Origin of the sequence: Pseudescherichia sp. AS216, assembly GCF_037152055.1 — a bacterium.
Lineage (GTDB): Bacteria > Pseudomonadota > Gammaproteobacteria > Enterobacterales > Enterobacteriaceae > Pseudescherichia.
The window spans coordinates 574,314-588,552 of record NZ_JBBCMV010000002.1; the positions used below are offsets into that span (position 1 = coordinate 574,314).

Consider the following 14,239-nt stretch of genomic DNA (forward strand, 5'->3'; position numbering starts at 1 on the left):
CCCCGGGCGTCGCAGCACCTGTGACGCCCAAACAGGGAGAGAACCCTATGCGTAGATTTAAATTTCCCTCTGCTTACACCATTCTATTTATTCTGATCGCGCTGGTTGCCGCGCTGAGCTGGATTGTCCCGGCCGGGCATTATCAGATGGTTATGAACGAGACGCTGGGTAAAGAGGTCCCCGTCGCGGGCACCTATGCGCACGTTACGGCCCAACCGCAGGGGATCGTTTCCGTTATTATGGCCCCCATCAGCGGCCTGTACGATCCCGATACCGGTCAGGCAGGTGCCATTGACGTCGCACTGTTTGTGCTGATCATCGGCGGCTTTCTGGGGATCGTCAATAAAACCGGGGCCATTGACGCCGGGATCGAACGCGTCACGCAGAAGCTCAGCGGCCGCGAGGAGTGGATGATCCCGATCCTGATGGGACTCTTTGCCGCAGGCGGTACGATCTACGGCATGGCAGAAGAGTCGCTGCCGTTCTACACCCTGCTGGTGCCGGTCATGATGGCGGCGCGCTTCGATCCGCTGGTCGCCGCCTCTACGGTGCTGCTCGGAGCGGGCATTGGCACGCTCGGTTCAACCATTAACCCCTTCGCCACGGTGATTGCCGCCAACGCAGCGGGCATTCCGTTTACCACTGGCATCTGGTTGCGCGTGGCCCTGCTGGTGGCGGGCTGGCTTATCTGCGTCGCATGGGTGATGCGCTATGCGCGCCAGGTGCGGCAGGATCCCAGCCGGTCCATCGTGGCGGATAAGCAGGATGAGAACATCGCCCACTTCCTGGGCGGCAAGCGCCAGCAGGATCTGGCCTTCACCGGCACGCGCAAGCTGATCCTGGTTATCTTCGCCCTCGCCTTTGCGGTGATGATCTACGGCGTGGCGGTGCTGGGCTGGTGGATGGGGCAGATCTCCGGCGTCTTTCTCGCGGCGGCCATTATTACCGGGCTGCTGGCCCGCATGAGCGAGGAGGAGCTGACCTCCACCTTTATTGACGGCGCGCGGGATCTGCTGGGCGTGGCGTTAATCATCGGCATTGCCCGCGGTATCGTGGTGGTGATGGACAAGGGCATGATTACCCATACCATCCTGCACAGCGCCGAGGGGCTGGTGAGCGGCCTCTCCAGCATAGTGTTTATTAACGTGATGTACTGGCTGGAGGTGGTGCTCTCGTTTCTGGTGCCCTCCTCCTCGGGGCTGGCGGTGCTGACCATGCCGATCATGGCTCCGCTGGCGGATTTTGCCCGCGTCGATCGCGATCTGGTGGTCACCACCTACCAGGCCGCGTCCGGCATTGTCAATCTGGTTACCCCCACCTCGGCGGTGGTGATGGGCGGGCTGGCGATTGCCCGGGTGCCCTACGTTCGCTATCTGAAGTGGGTCGCGCCGCTGCTGCTGATGCTGACCGTATTGATCTGTTTGATATTAAGCCTCGGTGCGCTGCTTTAACCACAACAGGGAGGAAAGAGCATGAAGGACTATCGCGACTGCTCCACCAGGGAACAGCAGCAGCTGGCTGCCTGCCGACAGCTGGTTACCGAGAAGAGCTACCTGTCGCAGGAGGCGATCCGCCGGGACCTTCAGCGGCACGGCTTTGAAACCATCAGCCAGTCCACGGTATCACGTCTGCTGAAGCTGCTGGGGATTATCAAGATCCGCAATGCCAAGGGACAGCGGATCTATGCCCTCAATCCGCAGCTGCGCCCGGCACCGGATGCCGCGCGCTGCCTCTCCGATATGGTGCTTAACGTCGAGCACAATCGCGAGTTTATTCTTATTCATACCGCTGCAGGATACGGGCGAGCGGTAGCCCGTATTCTGGACTATCACGCTCTGCCGGAGATCCTTGGCGTGGTGGCAGGCAGCAGCATTGTCTGGGTCGCCCCGCGTGACGTGCAGCGTACCGCCCAGGTGCGCAATCGCGTTAACCATCTCTTAAAAATGCATATATATGCAAAATAACCGTTTGCTTCTGATAAATAGCGCATCGATCTCTTGATTCGCCTTATGAGCTGAGTATAATCGCGGACAATTTGCCGGGAGGAAGCATGGTCAAGTCCGTTCGACACACTGTCTCACCGCGCCTGAAAGAGGGCGCTGGCCTGCCGTTTTTCTTCCCAATGCTCACCTATTTCTATAGCCCCTCTTTTGAGGGGCTTTTTTTTGCGCAGACGTCAGGAGATAACCATGGCTAATCCGCTCTATCAGAAACATATCATTTCCATAAACGATCTCAGCCGCGAAGAACTGGAACTGGTGCTGGAGACCGCAGCGAGCCTGAAGGCAAACCCGCAGCCGGAGCTGCTGAAGCATAAGGTGATCGCCAGCTGCTTCTTTGAAGCCTCTACCCGCACCCGCCTGTCATTTGAAACCGCAATGCACCGCCTGGGCGCAAGCGTGGTCGGCTTCTCCGACAGCAGCAACACCTCGCTGGGTAAAAAAGGCGAGACCCTGGCGGACACCATCTCCGTTATCAGCACCTACGTTGACGCCATCGTGATGCGTCACCCGCAGGAGGGCGCAGCGCGGCTGGCCACCGAGTTCTCCGGCGGCATTCCGGTATTGAACGCGGGCGACGGTGCAAATCAGCATCCGACCCAGACCCTGCTCGATCTCTTCACCATTCAGGAGACCCAGGGCCGACTGGAGAACCTCAACATCGCGATGGTGGGCGACCTTAAGTATGGCCGTACCGTCCACTCGCTGGCCCAGGCGCTGGCGAAGTTTAACGGCAACCGCTTCCTGTTTATCGCCCCCGATGCGCTGGCGATGCCGCAGTATATCCTCGATATGCTGGATGAGCGCGGGATTGCCTGGAGCCAGCATGCCACCATTGAAGAGGTGATCCCGGAGGTGGATATCCTCTACATGACCCGCGTGCAGAAAGAGCGTCTGGATCCGTCCGAGTACGCCAACGTGAAGGCGCAGTTTGTCCTGCGTGCCAGCGACCTGCACAGCGCCCGGGGCAACATGAAGGTGCTGCACCCGCTGCCGCGCGTCGATGAGATTGCCACCGACGTGGATAAGACGCCGCACGCCTGGTATTTCCAGCAGGCGGGCAACGGTATCTATGCTCGCCAGGCGCTGCTGGCGCTGGTGCTTAACCGCGATTTGGCCTAACAGAGGGGGGAAACGAGATGACACACGACAATAAACTGCAGGTCGAAGCGATTAAGCGCGGCACGGTGATCGATCATATTCCGGCGCAGGTGGGCTTTAAGCTGCTGACTCTGTTTAAGCTGACCGAAACCGACCAGCGGATCACCATCGGTCTGAATCTGCCCTCGGGAGAGATGGGCCGCAAGGATCTGATCAAGATCGAAAATACCTTCCTCACCGACGAGCAGGTTAACCAGCTGGCGCTGTATGCCCCGCAGGCGACGGTAAACCGCATCGACGACTACGAGGTGGTAGGCAAGTCGCGACCTAACCTGCCGTCGCGCATTGAGGCGGTGCTGATCTGCCCCAACAGCAACTGCATCAGCCATGCCGAGCCGGTGTTCTCCAGCTTTGCGGTGAAGCAACGCGCCAACGACATTGCTCTGAAGTGCAAATATTGCGAGAAAGAGTTTTCTCACGCGGTGGTGCTGTCACACACCCGTTAATTCAGATTGGTCATCGTCTCCGCGCTGCCTATAATGGCGCGGAACCTCAATACCATTCGCTTTCAGGAGAAATCATGACAAAAATCATCGCGACGGAAAATGCACCAGCAGCCATTGGTCCTTACGTTCAGGCGGTCGATCTCGGCAATATGATCCTAACGTCCGGCCAGATCCCGGTCGATCCAAAAACCGGCAGCGTGCCGGAGGATATCGCGGCCCAGGCGCGCCAGTCGCTGGATAACGTTAAGGCTATCGTAGAAGCCGCTGGCCTGAAGGTAGGCGATATTGTTAAAACCACGGTGTTCGTGAAAGATCTGAACGATTTCGCCACCGTTAACGCCACCTACGAAGCGTTCTTTAACGAGCACCAGGCCGCCTTCCCGGCGCGCTCCTGCGTAGAAGTCGCCCGCCTGCCAAAAGACGTGAAGATCGAGATCGAAGCGATCGCCGTGCGTCGTTAACAGCGGCGTAGTACCGCCCGGCGGCGCTCCGCTTGCCGGGCCTACGGAGTCAGTTTCCTTCCTGAATATTTACATTTCCCCCAGCGCACGCCCTCTGTACGCTCCCCGTTTTACCTTGTCCTGCGTCAATAAAATCGCAAACTTGTTTGATGCAAATCACTATATGTAGCACTTAAAATGCCGTCCCGGCGCTACATATTGTATTAATCGCCTAATATTTCCCCAGCGCCGCGAAAAACATTTTAACTATGGAGAGATCATGACCCCGCATGTGATGAAGCGAGATGGCTGTAAGGTACAGTTCAAATCAGAGCGTATTCAGGAAGCAATTCTGCGTGCCGCCGCTGCGGCGGGCGTTGATGATGCGGACTATTGCGCTACCGTCGCAGAGGTGGTCAGACAGCAGATGCAGGCGCGATCGCAGGTAGACATCAGCGAGATCCAGACCGCAGTAGAAAACCAGCTGATGGCTGGCCCCTACAAGCAGCTGGCGCGGGCCTATATTGAGTATCGCCACGACCGCGATATCGCCCGCGAGAAGCGTGGCCGCCTGAATCAGGAGATCCGTGGCCTGGTAGAGCAGACCAACTCCGCCCTGCTCAATGAGAATGCCAACAAAGACAGCAAGGTGATCCCGACCCAGCGCGACCTGCTGGCGGGCATCGTTGCCAAGCACTACGCTCGTCAGCACCTGCTGCCGCGCGACGTGGTGCTGGCCCACGAGCGCGGGGATATCCACTACCACGATCTCGACTACTCGCCCTTCTTCCCGATGTTTAACTGCATGCTTATTGACCTGAAGGGGATGCTGACCCAGGGCTTCAAGATGGGCAACGCCGAGATCGAACCGCCGAAGTCTATCTCTACCGCCACGGCGGTTACCGCACAGATCATCGCCCAGGTGGCGAGCCACATCTACGGCGGCACCACCATCAACCGTATCGATGAGGTACTGGCTCCGTTCGTGACGGCCAGCTTCGACAAGCACCGCAAAACGGCGGCGGAGTGGCAGATCCCGAATGCCGACGGCTACGCCCGCTCGCGCACCGAGAAAGAGTGCTACGACGCCTTCCAGTCGCTGGAGTACGAGGTCAATACCCTGCACACCGCCAACGGCCAGACGCCGTTCGTCACCTTTGGCTTCGGGCTGGGCACCAGCTGGGAGTCACGCCTGATCCAGCAGTCGATTCTGCGCAACCGCATTGCTGGCCTCGGTAAAAACCGCAAAACGGCGGTATTCCCGAAGCTGGTGTTCGCCATCCGCGACGGGCTGAACCATAAGCCTGGGGATGCCAACTACGATATCAAGCAGCTGGCGCTGGAGTGTGCAAGCAAGCGCATGTACCCGGATATCCTCAACTACGATCAGGTGGTGAAGGTGACCGGCTCCTTTAAAACCCCGATGGGCTGCCGCAGCTTCCTCGGCGTGTATGAAGATGAGAACGGGGAACAGATCCACGACGGGCGTAATAACCTTGGCGTCATCAGCCTGAACCTGCCGCGCATTGCGCTGGAGGCAAAAGGCAACGAGGCGGCGTTCTGGACGCTGCTCGACGAGCGCCTGGCGCTGGCCCGCAAGGCCCTGATGACCCGCATCGCCCGCCTCGAAGGGGTGAAAGCCCGCGTGGCCCCTATTCTCTACATGGAGGGGGCCTGCGGCGTGCGGCTGAAGGCCGACGATGAGATCTCCTCCATCTTTAAAAACGGTCGCGCCTCGATCTCGCTGGGTTATATCGGCATTCACGAAACCATTAACGCCCTGTTTGGCGAGACGCACATGTACGACAGCGAGGCCCTGCGTGCCAAAGGCATCGCCATCGTCGAGCGGATGCGCCAGGCGGTAGACCAGTGGAAAGAGGAGACCGGGTACGGCTTCAGCCTCTACAGCACGCCGAGTGAAAACCTCTGCGACCGCTTCTGCCGTCTTGATACCGCCGAGTTCGGCGTAGTGCCGGGCGTCACCGACAAGGGCTACTACACCAACAGCTTCCATCTCGACGTTGAGAAGAAGGTTAACCCTTACGACAAGATAGATTTCGAAGCGCCCTACCCACCGTTAGCCAACGGCGGCTTCATCTGTTACGGCGAGTATCCCAACATCCAGCACAACCTGAAGGCGCTGGAGGATGTCTGGGATTACAGCTATCAGCACGTGCCCTACTACGGCACCAATACGCCCATCGATGAGTGCTACGAGTGCGGCTTTACCGGCGAGTTCGAGTGCACCAGTAAAGGCTTTACCTGCCCGAAATGCGGCAACCATGACGCCGCCCGCGTCTCGGTAACCCGCCGCGTCTGCGGCTATTTAGGCAGCCCGGACGCGCGCCCGTTCAACGCCGGCAAACAGGAAGAGGTGAAGCGCCGCGTCAAGCATTTGGGTAACGGGCAGATTGGGTAATGCATTACCACCAATATTACCCGGTCGACATCGTCAACGGCCCCGGCACGCGCTGCACGCTATTCGTTTCGGGGTGCGTACACGAATGTCCCGGCTGCTATAACAAAAGCACCTGGCGGCTCAACTCGGGCAAGCCCTTTACCGCCGAGATGGCAGATCGCATCGTTAACGATCTCAACGATACGCGGATCAAACGCCAGGGCATTTCGCTCTCCGGCGGCGATCCGCTCCATCCGCAAAACGTGCCGGATATCCTCCGGCTGGTGCAGCGCATCCGTGCCGAATGCCCCGGAAAGGATATCTGGGTCTGGACCGGCTATAAACTGGATGAGCTAAGCCGCGACCAGCTGGCCGTCGTCGATCTGATTAACGTGCTTATCGACGGTAAGTTTGTCCAGGATCTGAAGGATCCGATGCTGATCTGGCGCGGCAGCAGCAATCAGGTTGTCCACTACCTGCGCTAGTCTGGCGCAGGCTTTTATTAAATCATTTCTCTTCATTGCCGATAACTTTTCTGTCTCGTTTACCCAACGCAGATGTATTCACCTCCCTTGAGGGCACTGTTCCCCTGCCTTCTGCACAGCATATTTTTTTCGGAGATGATGATGAATGGCATAGATAAAATAAGCGCCGTCAGTGCGCAGGGTGATTCGCATTTATCTAACGGCGATAACCCATCTACTCTGCTAAATAACAGCAAATTAGCAGAGATTAATAGCGATAATAATACGACGAATTCTGACGACAGCAGCACGAAGATTACGCTCACGTCTAAAACGCAGGATGAGATCGATAAACAGCAGCAGATAAAAAAAGAGGAGATAAAGAAGACCGACTATACGATGGAATTAACCGGTATTCCGCTGTATGGCGGGCGTCTCGTTTCAATTACTAAATACCCAAACGGCAGCGAAGAAATAATTGATACCCTGTCCGGTCAGCGAATAACGCGGCAGGATCTGCAGCAGGTTATTTCCCCGGCGGAGGTAAAGGTGGTCGAAGCCAGGCATAACCCTGATGGCGGGGTGGAATAGAGAGATCCGGCGGGAGGTGACTCCCGCCGTTATATTAGCGGAACTTCTTATGATAAGTATTGCGGGTGGTTTTAAACTCTTCCGCTGCCGCCTGCGCCTCTTTCACCTTACCCGCGTTGGCAAGTTCTAGCGCACCGTCAATCTGACCAACCAGAATATCAAACCCGTGGCGGAAGTCCTTCATCTCCGGGCTGTCTGGCGCTTTGTTTTCCATCTTCGGCGGGGTCGCTTTCTGGGCGTCCAGCGCGGCGGTACGCATTTTGGTTAATGCATCCTTCATCTCCGCCGCATCACTGGTTTTCTGTACCACTTTCAAATTATCGTTGAGGGTCTCCATATCCTCTTCCAGATCTGCCGCAAACGCGGCAGAAGAGGCCAGAACGAAAGAGGAGACTGCTAACATCGCTAACAACATTTTCCGCATTGCTCATGTCCTTTTATTATTGTTAAAAATGGCTTACTGCCCGGCGATCTTCATCTCCGGCAGCAGCACTGAACCACACTGTATATTACTGCGTGTTTCAATATCGTCACCGATGGTCACCATATTGCGCCACATCTCTTTGAGGTTGCCAGCGATGGTAATTTCGCTCACCGGGTACTGAATTTCACCGTTCTCTACCCAGAAGCCTGCCGCGCCGCGGGAGTAGTCGCCGGTAATACCGCTCACGCCCTGGCCCATCAGCTCGGTCACCACCAGCCCGGTGCCCATCTCTTTCAGCATCTGCTCAAAGCTAAGGCCCTGCCCGTTAATACGCCAGTTATGGATGCCACCCGCGTGACCGGTGCTTTTCAGCCCCAGCTTGCGTGCGGAGTAGCTGGTCAGCAGCCACTGGGTCAGGATGCCATCCTTGATGATGTCCCGGCGTTCGGTACGTACCCCTTCGCTGTCGAACGGCGTTGAGGCCAGCCCTTTCAGCAGGTGCGGGTGCTCCTCAATGGTCAGCCACTCCGGCAGGATCTGCTTGCCGAGGGAGTCCAGCAGGAAGGTAGATTTACGGTAAACCGCGCCGCCAGCAATCGCCCCGACGAGATGGCCAAACAGCCCGGTGGCCACTTCGTTAGCGAAGATCACCGGTGCTTTCATGGTGGAGAGCTTGCGTGGCGCCAGACGTGCCAGGGTGCGTCTCGCGCACTCGTCTCCCACCCACTCTGGCGACTTGAGATCCCCCAGCGCCCGGCCCATGGTGTAGGCGTAGTCGCGCTCCATGTCGCCATTCTCTTCAGCAATCACGCAGCTGGAGAGTGAGTGACGGCTGGAGCAGTAGCTTTGCAGCATGCCGTGGCTGTTGCCGAAGACTTTAATCCCGTAGTGGCTGTTGAAGCTGCCGCCTTCGGTGTTGGTGATGCGCTTGTCCGCCTTCAGCGACGCCTGCTCGGCGCGGGCGGCCAGCTCAATGGCCTGATCCGGCGTAACCTCTGCCGGGTGGAAGAGGTCCAGATCCGGGGCCTCAAACGCCAGCAGATCGCGGTCCGCAACGCCGGCAAACGGATCCGGCGAGGTGTAGCGGGCAATATCCAGCGCCGCCTGCACGGTGCGGGCGATAGCGTCCGGACTCAGGTCGGTGGACGAGGCGCTGCCCTTGCGGTTTTGATGATAAACGGTGATGCCCAGTGCGCCATCGCTATTGAATTCAACGTTCTCCACCTCACCGTAGCGGGTGCTGACGCTAATACCGGTAGTCTTTGATACCGCCACTTCTGCGCCGTCTGATTTACCTGCGGCTAAGCCCAGGGCGGTGGAGACGGCTTCTTCCAGTGCTTTGCGTTGCTCTGCAACTTGTGTGATTACTTTCATCGCCAATGCCATAATGTAAGGGGAGTTTTAAAGAAGTCTAACAGAGAACCCATTCTCAGTGTGCTCCCAGGGTGTTAGTATTAGCCTCTTTTTTAAGGAGCCTGAGATGACCAAGCAGCCTGATGACTGGCTCGACGACGTACCCGGTGATGATATCAACGATGAAGATGATGAGATCATCTGGGTCAGTAAAAGTGAAATTAAGCGCGATGCGGAAGAGTTAAAACGCCTCGGCGCAGAGATGGTAGACCTGGGCAAGAACGCCCTCGATAAGATCCCGCTGGATGACGATCTGCGCGCGGCCATTGAGCTGGCGCAGCGTATCAAGAAAGAGGGCCGCCGCCGCCAGATGCAGCTGATTGGCAAACTGCTGCGCCAGCGCGACGTCGATCCGATTCGCCAGGCGCTGGACAAGCTGAAAAACCGCCATAACCAGCAGGTGGCGTTCTTCCACAAGCTGGAGCACATTCGCGATCGCCTGATCGCCGAGGGTGATGACGCGGTGCCGGACGTATTAAACCTGTGGCCGAACGCTGACCGTCAGCAGCTGCGTTCGCTGATCCGTAACGCGCAGAAAGAGCGCGACGGCAACAAGCCGCCGAAGTCCGCGCGCCTGATCTTCCAGTATCTGCGCGAGCTGTCGGAAGCCGAAGAGTAATGTGTAAACGCCGGGTGGCGCTAACGCTTCCCCGGCCTACAACGCTTATTTCTGCGCTAACCTGTCCAGCAACTTCTGGTGGATGCCACCGAAGCCGCCGTTGCTCATCACCAGAATGTGATCTCCCGGCTGGGCGGTTTTCACGATCATATCCGTCAGCGCATCGACATCCACATGCCAGTGGGCAGGCTGCACGCAGGCCTCCGCCACTTCCGATACCTGCCAGGGAATATGCTGCGGCTGCAGCAGGAAGACCTCATCGGCCCGACCCAGCGACGGGGCCAGATCGTCCTTGCAGAGACCCATCTTCATGGTGTTCGAGCGTGGCTCCAGCACCGCAATAATGCGCGCCGTGCCGCCAACCTTGCCACGCAGCGCGGCGAGGGTAGCCAGAATCGCGGTCGGGTGGTGGGCGAAGTCATCGTAGACGCTGACGCCGTTGGCGGTGCCGCGCAGCTCCAGGCGGCGGCGAGCGTTGACGAACGTGCCGAGGGCGTTAGCCGCATCCGCCGGCGTGACGCCGACGTGGCGGGCGGCGGCAATCGCCATCAGGCCGTTGTGCATGTTGTGCTCGCCCACCAGATCCCACTTCACCTGGCCCACACGCTCGCCGTCCAGCAGCACTTCCCACTGCGAGGCGTCGGTAGTGAGCTTTTTCGCCTGCCAGTGGCCCTGCTCGCCCACCAGCTCCTGCTCGCTCCAGCAGCCCATCGCCATCACCTGCTTCAGATTGATGTCGTTCTCTGGCAGGATGATCTTGCCCTGCCCCGGCACGATACGCACCAGGTGGTGGAACTGCTTCTGAATCGCCTTCAGATCGTCAAAGATGTCGGCATGATCGAACTCAAGGTTGTTGAGGATCAGCGTGCGCGGCGCATAGTGTACGAACTTGGAGCGCTTATCAAAGAACGCGCAGTCATACTCGTCGGCCTCAATCACAAAGAACGGGCTGTCGCCCAGGCGCGCGGAGACGTCGAAGTTGCCCGGCACGCCGCCGATCACAAAGCCAGGCTGATAGCCGCAGGCTTCGAGGATCCAGGTCGCCATGCCCGCCGTGGTGGTTTTACCGTGGGTACCGGCTACCGCCAACACCCAGCGATCGCGCAGCACAAAGTCGTGCAGCCACTGCGGGCCGGACATATAGGGAATGCTCTTCTCCAGGACTGCCTCAACGCACGGATTGCCCCGCGTCATGGCATTACCAATAATCACCAGATCCGGAGCCGGATCGAGCTGGCTGGCGTCGTAACCCTGAATTAAAGCGATGCCCTGCTTCTCCAGCAGGGTGCTCATCGGCGGATACACATTGGCGTCCGATCCCGTTACTTCATGACCTAAAGCACGTGCCAACAGCGCCAGCCCGCCCATGAAGGTTCCACAAATTCCTAAAATATGAATGCGCATACGTCGGTCCTTATTTTAACTGGCGTCCATTTTACTCACATGTCCGGCCCAGAGAAACGCATTTAAGCGGAATCTCACTCTGGCTGGCGCGATTCACCTGTGCGCATTAATTCGGATCTTTGTTAGTATGGTTACAGTCGCTTTACTCCACATTAATTGCAGGGAAAGTGTTATGAAAACGTTAGGTGAATTTATCGTTGAGAAGCAGCATGATTTCTCCCATGCCACCGGGGAACTGACCTCGCTGCTGTCGGCGATAAAGCTGGGCGCCAAAATCATCCACCGCGATATTAATAAAGCGGGGCTGGTCGATATTCTGGGGGCCAGTGGGGCCGAAAACGTGCAGGGCGAGGTGCAGCAAAAACTTGATCTGTTCGCGAATGAGAAACTGAAGGCGGCGCTGCGCGCGCGGAATATCGTAGCCGGTATTGCCTCAGAAGAAGAAGATGAGATCGTTGTTTTTGATGGCTATGAGCATGCGAAGTACGTGGTGCTGATGGATCCGCTGGATGGCTCCTCCAACATTGACGTTAACGTCTCTGTGGGCACCATCTTCTCTATCTACCACCGCATCACGCCGGTAGGCACTCCGGTCACCGTGGAAGACTTCCTGCAGCCGGGCAACAAGCAGGTGGCTGCGGGCTACGTGCTCTACGGCTCCTCAACCATCATGGTTTACACCACCGGCTGCGGCGTACACGCTTTCACCTACGATCCCTCCCTTGGCGTCTTTGCCCTCTGCCAGGAGCGTATGCAGTTCCCTGAGCTGGGTACGACCTACTCCATTAACGAAGGCAACTACATTAAGTTCCCGCAGGGCGTGAAGAAGTACCTCAAGTTCTGTCAGGAAGAGGATAAGCTTACCCACCGTCCCTACACTTCCCGCTATATCGGCTCGCTGGTAGCGGACTTCCACCGTAACCTGGTGAAAGGCGGGATCTACCTCTATCCAAGCACCGCAACCCACCCGGAAGGCAAGCTGCGCCTGCTGTACGAGTGCAACCCGATGGCCTTCCTGGCCGAACAGGCGGGCGGCAAGGCGAGCGACGGTAAAGAGCGTATTCTGGATATTATTCCGGAGTCGCTGCACCAGCGCCGTCCGTTCTTCGTGGGGACCAACGCGATGGTCGAGGACGTTGAGCGCTTTATGCGCGAGTACCCGGACGCCTGACGCGCAGTAACGTTACCCTCTCCGGCCGGAGAGGGTAACGTGTTTTAGCCTGCGGCCTGCAGGCGGAACGAGGCCATCGCGGCCACCAGCTCGCGGGACTGCTGCTCCAGGGAGTGGGTCGCAGCAGAAGACTGCTGCACCAGAGCGGCATTCTGCTGGGCGGTTTCATCCATCTGGTTCACCGCAATATTCACCTGCTCAATACCCCGACTCTGCTCGTGGGACGCGTTAGCGATCTCCCGCATCAGCTTCGTCATGCGCGTTACTTCGCTGGCGATCTCATCCATTGTCTCACCGGCCTGCATTGCCAGATTGCTCCCCTCCCCAACGTGAGTCTGCGAGTCGGTGATCAGGGTGCGGATCTCTTTCGCCGCGTCCGCGCTGCGGCTCGCGAGGTTACGTACTTCGCCCGCCACGACCGCAAAGCCGCGGCCCTGCTCCCCTGCCCGCGCCGCTTCTACCGAGGCGTTAAGCGCCAGAATGTTGGTCTGGAAGGCAATACCGTCGATAACGCTAAGAATATCGGCGATACGTGCCGAACTGCCGGAGATATCCTGCATCTTCTCGATCACATAACAGACCATTTCGCTGCCGCGATCGGCGGTGTCAGAGACCGTCTTCGCCAGCTGGTGCGCCTGCTCGGCGTTGGCGGCGTTCTGCTTCACCGTGGCGGTGATCTGCTCCATGCTGGCGGCAGTCTGCTCAAGGGAGGAGGCGGTAGACTCGGTGCGCTGGGCCAGATCGACGTTGCCTGCGGTTAACTCCCGGCTGCCGGTATCGATCTGAGCGCTGGCGTCGCGAACGCGGGTCACCGACCCCACCAGCGAGTGACGCATGTTCTCAATGGCGGCGTTGAGGCGGGAGAACTCCTTGCTGGTTATCTCCGTCTGCATCGGCGTCAGGTTACCCGCCGCCACCTGCTCCAGCTGCTGAATAGAGACGTTAAGCGGCTTAAGCAGCATATGGCGCAGCGCCAGCCATGCCAGGGCAATGATGCCGGCGGTCACCAGCGCGGCGATGACGATCAGCGCCATCACCCGTTTTTTACTCGCCTGTACTGCGTCCACTTCGGCCTTGCCGCGTGCTTCGCCCCAGTTCAGAAACGCCTGCATATCGTTATCAAACTGACGCGACACCGGCACCAGCTGATTCTCCAGCAGGGAGTAGTAGTCGTCCGCGCTCTGCTGATTGAGGGCCTTCAGCATGGGAACGATACCCTGGGTATTGTAGGCCTGATAGCTTTTGGCGACCGCCGCCAGCAGGGCCTTGCCGCTCTCGTCCTCGACGCCCGCGTCGATGGTCTCCTGCAACCCTTTTTGGGCCTGCGCGATCTCGCTATTGATGTTTTTTACCGACTTGCCGGCGTCGTCCAGCAGCCCGACCTCCATCATGCGCACCGCCTGTCCGGCTTCGTTGCGCGCACGCAGGATCAGGGTATAGCCCTCGTTGAGGTTTGCCATCTGCTCACCCTGAAGGTGATTAATACGCTGTAGCGAGGAGGAGCTCTGGGTAAGGGCATAAATACCGATGCCGCTGACCAGAAGGAGGAGTAACGTCATTACGGCCAGCAGAGAGAGCAGGCCAGTGCGAATCGAAAGCGTTCTAAGCATGATGGTGATCCCGGTAGCAGAGAGACTTCGTAGCGTGAATAGTGCTGATTCGAACAGTTATCGACCGCTACCGGGAAAGCTTTAGCTATTTTTTAACC

15 protein-coding genes are annotated in these 14,239 nt (G+C 58.2%); 11 read left to right on the forward strand and 4 right to left on the reverse strand.

Annotation, left to right across the window (positions count from 1 at the left end; translation table 11 throughout):
* The first annotated feature begins 47 nt into the window (after positions 1–47).
* The 9 genes from WFN61_RS08270 to WFN61_RS08310 all read left to right on the forward strand — a co-directional run bounded on the left by WFN61_RS08270 (position 48) and on the right by WFN61_RS08310 (position 7,500).
* Positions 48–1,451, forward strand: a complete 1,404-nt coding sequence (locus WFN61_RS08270; RefSeq protein WP_257758570.1) for a YfcC family protein — start codon at positions 48–50, stop codon at positions 1,449–1,451.
* A 21-nt stretch (positions 1,452–1,472) separates the two neighbouring features.
* The gene (locus WFN61_RS08275; protein WP_257758571.1) at positions 1,473–1,964 is read left to right on the forward strand and encodes an arginine repressor; all 492 of its coding nucleotides are present in this window, start codon (positions 1,473–1,475) and stop codon (positions 1,962–1,964) included.
* An 86-nt stretch (positions 1,965–2,050) separates the two neighbouring features.
* Positions 2,051–2,197 (forward strand): pyrBI operon leader peptide, encoded by a 147-nt coding sequence (locus tag WFN61_RS08280; RefSeq protein ID WP_174435470.1) that lies wholly within the window; start codon positions 2,051–2,053, stop codon positions 2,195–2,197.
* On the forward strand, positions 2,190–3,122 hold the full coding sequence (gene pyrB, locus WFN61_RS08285; RefSeq protein ID WP_144816469.1) for an aspartate carbamoyltransferase: 933 nt from the start codon (positions 2,190–2,192) through the stop codon (positions 3,120–3,122). The genes WFN61_RS08280 and pyrB overlap by 8 nt, the downstream gene beginning before the upstream one ends.
* Before the next feature lie 17 nt (positions 3,123–3,139).
* On the forward strand, positions 3,140–3,607 hold the full coding sequence (gene pyrI / locus WFN61_RS08290; protein WP_257758572.1) for an aspartate carbamoyltransferase regulatory subunit: 468 nt from the start codon (positions 3,140–3,142) through the stop codon (positions 3,605–3,607).
* Between the two features lie 74 nt (positions 3,608–3,681).
* Positions 3,682–4,068, forward strand: coding sequence for a 2-iminobutanoate/2-iminopropanoate deaminase (gene ridA, locus WFN61_RS08295; RefSeq protein ID WP_042388394.1), 387 nt, complete (start codon positions 3,682–3,684; stop codon positions 4,066–4,068).
* Positions 4,069–4,327: 259 nt separating this feature from the next.
* Complete coding sequence (gene nrdD, locus WFN61_RS08300) at positions 4,328–6,466, forward strand: anaerobic ribonucleoside-triphosphate reductase (protein WP_312633386.1); 2,139 nt, start codon at positions 4,328–4,330, stop codon at positions 6,464–6,466.
* Positions 6,466–6,930, forward strand: coding sequence for an anaerobic ribonucleoside-triphosphate reductase-activating protein (nrdG, locus tag WFN61_RS08305; protein ID WP_144816477.1), 465 nt, complete (start codon positions 6,466–6,468; stop codon positions 6,928–6,930). The genes nrdD and nrdG overlap by 1 nt, the downstream gene beginning before the upstream one ends.
* A 135-nt stretch (positions 6,931–7,065) precedes the next feature.
* A complete protein-coding gene (locus tag WFN61_RS08310; protein WP_222888933.1) occupies positions 7,066–7,500 on the forward strand; it encodes a hypothetical protein in 435 nt (144 codons plus the stop codon).
* Positions 7,501–7,534: 34 nt separating this feature from the next.
* Here WFN61_RS08310 and cybC read toward each other — a convergent pair whose 3' ends face one another.
* The gene (gene cybC / locus WFN61_RS08315; protein WP_337038515.1) at positions 7,535–7,924 is read right to left on the reverse strand and encodes a cytochrome b562; all 390 of its coding nucleotides are present in this window, start codon (positions 7,922–7,924) and stop codon (positions 7,535–7,537) included.
* Between the two features lie 33 nt (positions 7,925–7,957).
* Positions 7,958–9,310, reverse strand: a complete 1,353-nt coding sequence (pmbA, locus tag WFN61_RS08320; RefSeq protein WP_144816486.1) for a metalloprotease PmbA — start codon at positions 9,308–9,310, stop codon at positions 7,958–7,960.
* Positions 9,311–9,404: 94 nt separating this feature from the next.
* Between pmbA and yjgA the strand changes: the two genes are divergently transcribed.
* Positions 9,405–9,956: a ribosome biogenesis factor YjgA gene (yjgA, locus tag WFN61_RS08325; RefSeq protein ID WP_144816488.1), complete on the forward strand. Its 552-nt coding sequence runs from the start codon at positions 9,405–9,407 to the stop codon at positions 9,954–9,956.
* A gap of 45 nt (positions 9,957–10,001) precedes the next feature.
* Here yjgA and mpl read toward each other — a convergent pair whose 3' ends face one another.
* Positions 10,002–11,360 carry a UDP-N-acetylmuramate:L-alanyl-gamma-D-glutamyl-meso-diaminopimelate ligase gene (gene mpl, locus WFN61_RS08330; protein ID WP_144816490.1) on the reverse strand — a complete coding sequence of 453 codons (1,359 nt, stop codon included), beginning with the start codon at positions 11,358–11,360 and terminating at the stop codon, positions 10,002–10,004.
* 172 nt (positions 11,361–11,532) lie between these two features.
* Between mpl and fbp the strand changes: the two genes are divergently transcribed.
* Positions 11,533–12,531 (forward strand): class 1 fructose-bisphosphatase, encoded by a 999-nt coding sequence (gene fbp, locus WFN61_RS08335; RefSeq protein WP_144816493.1) that lies wholly within the window; start codon positions 11,533–11,535, stop codon positions 12,529–12,531.
* A gap of 44 nt (positions 12,532–12,575) precedes the next feature.
* On the opposite strand, the gene WFN61_RS08340 is transcribed toward fbp, so the two are convergent.
* Positions 12,576–14,141, reverse strand: a complete 1,566-nt coding sequence (locus tag WFN61_RS08340) for a methyl-accepting chemotaxis protein (protein ID WP_238081742.1) — start codon at positions 14,139–14,141, stop codon at positions 12,576–12,578.
* Between the last annotated feature and the right edge of the window lie 98 nt (positions 14,142–14,239).

Bases quoted from the DNA above. Each gene is read 5' to 3' on its own strand.
- WFN61_RS08270 (WP_257758570.1), top strand. From the start codon at position 48: ATGCGTAGATTTAAATTTCCCTCTGCTTACACCATTCTATTTATTCTG.
- WFN61_RS08275 (WP_257758571.1), top strand. From the start codon at position 1,473: ATGAAGGACTATCGCGACTGCTCCACCAGGGAACAGCAGCAGCTGGCT.
- WFN61_RS08280 (WP_174435470.1), top strand. From the start codon at position 2,051: ATGGTCAAGTCCGTTCGACACACTGTCTCACCGCGCCTGAAAGAGGGC.
- pyrB (WP_144816469.1), top strand. From the start codon at position 2,190: ATGGCTAATCCGCTCTATCAGAAACATATCATTTCCATAAACGATCTC.
- pyrI (WP_257758572.1), top strand. From the start codon at position 3,140: ATGACACACGACAATAAACTGCAGGTCGAAGCGATTAAGCGCGGCACG.
- ridA (WP_042388394.1), top strand. From the start codon at position 3,682: ATGACAAAAATCATCGCGACGGAAAATGCACCAGCAGCCATTGGTCCT.
- nrdD (WP_312633386.1), top strand. From the start codon at position 4,328: ATGACCCCGCATGTGATGAAGCGAGATGGCTGTAAGGTACAGTTCAAA.
- nrdG (WP_144816477.1), top strand. From the start codon at position 6,466: ATGCATTACCACCAATATTACCCGGTCGACATCGTCAACGGCCCCGGC.
- WFN61_RS08310 (WP_222888933.1), top strand. From the start codon at position 7,066: ATGATGATGAATGGCATAGATAAAATAAGCGCCGTCAGTGCGCAGGGT.
- cybC (WP_337038515.1), bottom strand. From the start codon at position 7,924: ATGCGGAAAATGTTGTTAGCGATGTTAGCAGTCTCCTCTTTCGTTCTG.
- pmbA (WP_144816486.1), bottom strand. From the start codon at position 9,310: ATGGCATTGGCGATGAAAGTAATCACACAAGTTGCAGAGCAACGCAAA.
- yjgA (WP_144816488.1), top strand. From the start codon at position 9,405: ATGACCAAGCAGCCTGATGACTGGCTCGACGACGTACCCGGTGATGAT.
- mpl (WP_144816490.1), bottom strand. From the start codon at position 11,360: ATGCGCATTCATATTTTAGGAATTTGTGGAACCTTCATGGGCGGGCTG.
- fbp (WP_144816493.1), top strand. From the start codon at position 11,533: ATGAAAACGTTAGGTGAATTTATCGTTGAGAAGCAGCATGATTTCTCC.
- WFN61_RS08340 (WP_238081742.1), bottom strand. From the start codon at position 14,141: ATGCTTAGAACGCTTTCGATTCGCACTGGCCTGCTCTCTCTGCTGGCC.